The 4,856-nt window shown below is 57.8% G+C and carries 7 protein-coding genes; all 7 read right to left on the bottom strand.

Translation table 11 applies throughout. The features are described 5' to 3' along the window. Positions 1-331 (bottom strand): FAD-binding protein (locus VN887_11235; GenBank protein ID HXT40579.1); only part of this gene is annotated, 331 nt, incomplete at its 3' end. Then, entirely contained in the window at positions 312-551 is a 240-nt protein-coding gene (locus VN887_11230; protein ID HXT40578.1) for a DUF2007 domain-containing protein, read from the bottom strand. The genes VN887_11230 and VN887_11235, both read right to left, overlap by 20 nt. 30 nt (positions 552-581) lie before the next feature. Continuing rightward, a complete protein-coding gene (locus tag VN887_11225; GenBank protein ID HXT40577.1) occupies positions 582-1,592 on the bottom strand; it encodes a PIN domain-containing protein in 1,011 nt (336 codons plus the stop codon). A gap of 4 nt (positions 1,593-1,596) precedes the next feature. Then, the gene (locus VN887_11220; GenBank protein HXT40576.1) at positions 1,597-2,571 is read right to left on the bottom strand and encodes an MlaD family protein; all 975 of its coding nucleotides are present in this window, start codon (positions 2,569-2,571) and stop codon (positions 1,597-1,599) included. A 1-nt stretch (position 2,572) separates the two neighbouring features. Further along, complete coding sequence (locus VN887_11215) at positions 2,573-3,319, bottom strand: ATP-binding cassette domain-containing protein (protein ID HXT40575.1); 747 nt, start codon at positions 3,317-3,319, stop codon at positions 2,573-2,575. Further along, on the bottom strand, positions 3,319-4,095 hold the full coding sequence (locus tag VN887_11210) for an ABC transporter permease (protein HXT40574.1): 777 nt from the start codon (positions 4,093-4,095) through the stop codon (positions 3,319-3,321). Before VN887_11210 ends, VN887_11215 begins: the two co-directional genes overlap by 1 nt. Positions 4,096-4,193: 98 nt before the next feature. Then, positions 4,194-4,856: AAA family ATPase (locus VN887_11205; GenBank protein ID HXT40573.1), on the bottom strand; the 663-nt coding region annotated here is incomplete at its 5' end.

The following is a 4,856-nucleotide window of genomic DNA, read 5'->3' as shown; positions in this document are numbered from 1 at the left end:
GGGCAATCGCCACGAAATCGAGTGGATTGATTTCCTTGATGCGATTCATTTGAGCCAGCGAAAGCGCAATCCCGCCCCGCGAAGGGACGCATCCACCCACGTAGCCGTAGCCGGCGCCGCGCGCCGTCACCGGTACACCGTGACGATGCGCAAAACGAAGCACCGTGGCCACCGAATGTGTGCTCCTTGGCAAGGCAACCGCGTCGGGCAGACGACTGGCGAACCATTTGTCGCCGGAATGAGCCTGCAGCACACCCTGGTCGAACCGCAGTTCACCGTCGGACAGGGCGCGCCGCAGCCGAAAAAGCGCCTTATTCTGTCGCGGATTCATCGGTGGGCTCGTTGGCCGACTCAATCAACGCCGTGGCCTCCGCGGCGTAGTTGTCCGGCACCTGCACGCGGATGCCGCCCGCGGCCATTGAGTAGCCGTCAAGGCTTAACGCTGCGAGTTCGTTCACGACTTCAGCGGGGATGCCCGCGGCGTCCAGACGCGAGCGGATCAATTGCGCCTCGGCGGGGTTGAAACTCCGGAAAACAGTCACCAATTGCATGACAGACGATGAATTCGGTTTGCCGCAGGATCAGGCAGTCACAGGAGTTTTAACGTCCGCGAAGACAAGCACTCCCGCGCCGGTCTGCACGAGGCTTTGCACTTGAACATCGATTTGCTGACCAATGAAACCGTGGGCATTGTTGACCACCACCATGGTGCCATCGTTCAGATAACCGACACCCTGGGCCTTGTCCTTGCCTTCCCGAACGATTTTCAGGTTGAAGGACTCACCGGGAAGAATCGCCGGTTTCATGGCCCGGGCCAGCTCATGAATATTGATGTGCGAAACGGACTGAAGCTCGGCGATTTTGCCGAGGTTGTAATCATTAGTGAATAATTTGGCCGAAAGCGCGCGTGTCAACCGAACCAGCTTGGCATCCACACCGCTTTCCTCGGGAAAATCAACTTCGTGAATCTTCACCTCGTTGCGTGTGCTGCGCTGGATGCGGCTGAGCATTTCGAGACCGCGACGGCCTCGGGCGCGGCGAACAGGGTCGGCAGAATCTGCCACCAGCTGCAATTCCTTCAGCACAAACCGCGGCACCACGATCGTCCCTTCGAGAAATCCTCCTTCGACAAGTTCGGCGATGCGGCCGTCGATGATGACGCTGGTGTCGAGCACCAGCAGACTCTCGGGTTTGCTTTGTGAAGCGAAACGCACGAACGGGATGATCAGGTAGAAATCCTCCTTGTTGCTGCGCATGGCCAGAATCATGCCGATGTAACCGAAGCCGAGAAAGATGCAGAGTCGAACCAGCCAGCGCACCGGCTTGTCCTCCACATAAACGAACAGGCCGGATTTGTCGATCAACAGAGCGATCAACGTGCCCAGCAGGAGGCCGAACGATGCGGCGGAGAAGGCGCGGAGAGAAAACCCCTTTACCATCTCGTCGATCGCGATCAACAGACCGCCAAAACCGAAACCGGCGACGCCGCCCCAGAGACCGTCATTAATCAGCTCCGGCCGCACCTGGCTGACGGCGTAGCCACCCAGAGTGCAGAGACCGAGAAAAAAAATGCGAAGGATCCAGAGGGACATGATGCTACCGGCGCGGATCGCGACCCGGATAAAGCGATGATGGTGTTTTCACGTCGGTGGTTCTCGGTTTCCACAACAGACCATGGCGGTTCAGATTGCTGCTCAACATGGTCAGATTGCTGACCAACTGCGATACGCCGACCGACAAATGCTCGTCTTTCAACAGACTTCCCGCCAGCCCTTTTCCAGCCTGCAGGTCTGACAGCAGACTCTTCATCATCTCGCTGGATGATTCAATGTTTTTTACCGCTCCCGCCAAGTCCACCTTGTTGGTTGTCAGTACATCCTGCAGGTTCGTCGCCAGTTCGTTGAGCTGACGCGAAAACAACGCAAGATTGCTGGTGGTCACGCTCACGGGCGGACCGTTCGATTGCATCAGGTGGTCAATGTTGTCCACCGTTGCCAGCGCCCGTTCTGAAACGAGGCGGAAATTCCCGATCGTCGCGGACAGGTTGGTCAGTGTTTCCTCGTTCAGAACGCGCTGCTCCACCCGGGTTAGCGCGCTGTCCAGTTTTTTTGCCGTGTCATCGATCCTCTGAATAAACCCCAGCGCCGACCGGGCCACTTCCTGGAAGTTGAACGGCTCACGGCAGATGACCTCGTCGCCGTCCTTCAAAACAGGTTTCTCGTTTCTGCCGGGTATTATGGCGACATACTGATCGCCCAGAAACCCCATCGAATCAATCGTGAACACCGCATCTCCGTGAATCCGGTAGCGATCGAGTATTTTCAAATACACGATGACATTTGTGCCCTCGGGCGACAACTCAGCGCCGGTCACGTTTCCGACCGGCACTCCGGCCATCAGAACCGAGGCTTCCTTTTTGATGCCGCCCACGTTTGTTGTCCGGAGACGAAGCGTGTACGTCGTCGTGAAAAACGTCAGCCCTTTGCTGAAATTCAACGCCAGCAGGCAGAGCACCGCAAGACAGACAACCACAAACGCGCCAACCTTCCATTCCAATCGTTTCTGGTTCATATCAAAAACTCGATTCCTTCGCGTCGGAAATACCATTCACAAAACGATGCACAACCGGATCCTTTGACTGAAAGACTTCGTCCGGCGCGCCGCCGAAATGAATGCGACCCTCGTGTAGCATCAGGACGCGCTGGCCTATCCGCCGCGCGCTGCGCATGTCGTGGGTGACCGCCACCGTCGTGGCCTCCAGCCGCTCGCGCACCCGCACGATCAGCTGGTCGATGCTGTCGGAAACGATCGGATCCAGGCCGGTGGTGGGCTCGTCATAGAGCAAGATCTGAGGTTGATAAATGATGGCACGCGCCAGACCGGCACGTTTGCGCATGCCTCCGGACAACTCCGCAGGCTTCTTGTCCTGGGTTCCGCCCAGATCCACCATTTCCAATGTCTGATCCACTTTTTTGCCGATCTCGCCTTCCGTCAATTGACCTTCCCGCCTCAGCACGAAGGCCACGTTTTCGGCCACAGTCATTGAGTCGAACAATGCCGCGCCTTGAAACAACATGCCGAATTTCTGCCGCACTCGCAGCAACTGGCGCTCGTTCATCCGTCCAATGCTTTCCCCGTCAATGACCACTTCACCATCATCCGGAGCGAGCAGCCCGATCAGGCATTTCAACAAAATGCTTTTGCCGCCGCCGCTGCGCCCAATGATCACCACCGACTCGCCTTTCTCGACTCGAAAATCCACGCCGGCCAGGACTCGCTGAGGCCCGAAACTTTTCTTCAGCTGCCGGGCCTCGATCATCACGCCCCCAGCAACCGGGTCAGGACCAGCGTCAGAAAGAAATTGCTGATCAGAATCGTGATGGAAGAATAGACCACCGCTTCAGTCGTTGCCCGGCCGACACCCTCGGCCCCTTCGCGGCAGTTCATTCCCTTGTAGCAGCTGATCAACGCGAGCACAGCCGCAAAAATGACCGCCTTGATCGTGCCCATCAGGATGTGCTGGGGCTGTGTGTATTTGAGCATGTTGTGCCAGGCATACGCCTGGTCAATCCCGAGCAACGCTGTACCCACGAGATAGGCTGCGCAGATGCCGACGGCGATAGACTCCGCCGTCAGCAACGGCAGCGCGATAATTGTCGCCGAAAGCCGGGGCACCACAAGGTAATCCACGGGATGCGTCGCCAGGGTCCGCAACGCGTCGATCTGCTCCGTCACGCGCATCGTACCCAGTTCTGCGGCCATCGCTGCGCCCACACGGCCTGCCACCATGAGCGCCGTCAGCACCGGCCCCAGTTCACTGCCCATCGCGACGCTGACGACCGCGAGCGTCGCCGTGTCCATTTTCACCTTGTGAAACTGAAAATAAGTTTGCGCGCACAGCACCATCCCGGTGAATGCACCGGTCACCAGGACAACGGATTGGGATTTGACCCCGACGAAGTAAAGCTGATAAGTCAGGCCGCGCCAGTCCGCGTGGCGCGAAAACAGGGACCGTAAGGCTTCCGCTCCAAGCAGGGCAATGCGCCCCAAGCCTTCCAGCCAGGCCAAAACCCGATTGCCCACAAAACCGGTCATGCAATTCGTGTTTTAACAACCGCGCGCCTCCTTGGCCAGCCCTATGAAACAAAAACGTCGCCGCGAACCGGCGACGTTGCAATGAAATCGGGACAGAATTAGCTCGAAAGCGCGCCTTCCGCGGCGGCGGTTTGTTTGAAAACCAGCTTGTCGCCTTCGACGGTGACGTGGATCGGGTCGTTCTCGTGCAGATGGCCTTTGAGGATTTCCTCCGCCAATGGGTCTTCAAGATAGCGCTCGACCGCGCGGCGCATCGGGCGCGCGCCGTAAATCGGGTCGTAGCCTTTCTCGACCAGCAAATCGTTCGCCTTGTCGTCGAGCTGCAACTGGATTTTCTTTCCCTTCAACCGCTCCATGACTTTCTTCACTTCGAGGTCAAGAATCTGGATCAAATCCGGCCTGTTGAGCGCGCGGAACACAATCACATCGTCCAGCCGGTTCAGGAACTCCGGGCGAAACGCCTTCTTGGCCTCATCCAGAATCTTTTCCTTCATCCTCTCGTAGCTGTTCTCCTCACTGGCCGCCGTAAAGCCGATGGTGGTCTGTTTGCGGATGGTTTCCGCGCCAACGTTGGAGGTCAGCAACACGATCGTGTTGCGAAAATCCACCACCCGGCCAACGCTGTCGGTCAGTTTCCCCTCCTCCAGAATCTGCAACAGCATGTTCATTACGTCGGGATGCGCCTTTTCCACTTCGTCAAACAACACGACCGAGTATGGCTTGCGGCGCACCTGCTCGGTCAATTGTCCGCCCTCCTCGTA

The sequence above is a fragment of the Candidatus Angelobacter sp. genome, assembly GCA_035607015.1.
GTDB lineage: Bacteria > Verrucomicrobiota > Verrucomicrobiia > Limisphaerales > AV2 > AV2.
Note: the sequence above shows the minus strand (reverse complement) of the source record. Positions and strands in the feature narration are given on the sequence as shown.